Source organism: Flavobacterium pedocola (assembly GCF_053764385.1).
Genome location: NZ_JBSNCR010000031.1, coordinates 1 through 408 on the forward strand (window position 1 = coordinate 1; position 408 = coordinate 408).

Sequence of the window (408 nt, forward strand, 5' to 3'; positions counted from 1 at the left end):
GGAACGCCAACGGCGGCTGGAACGTTCAACTATACGGTAACTACAACAGGAGGATGTACGCCTGCTGCAACGGCTACGGGCACTATTACAGTAAACCCATTAAATACTATTGCAGCGGGAACGAGCCAGACGGTTTGTATTAATACTGCAATTACAACGATCAATTTAGCTACTACAGGCGCTACAGGAGCTACATTTGCAGGACTTCCTGCAGGGGTAACCGGTTCTTGGGCAGCTAACACAGCTACCATCAGCGGAACACCAACAGTTGCAGGAACGTTCAACTATACGGTAACTACTACCGGAGGTTGTCCACCGGCTACAGCTACGGGCACCATCACGGTAAACCCATTAAATACGATTGCTGTAGGTGTTAACAGAACGCTTTGTATTAACACCGCAATGACT

The 408-nt window shown here is 48.5% G+C and carries 1 pseudogene; it reads left to right on the plus strand.

Going from position 1 to position 408, the window contains the following annotated elements:
* Window positions 1–408, plus strand: a pseudogene (locus ACWPKD_RS15250) (hypothetical protein); the annotation flags it as partial.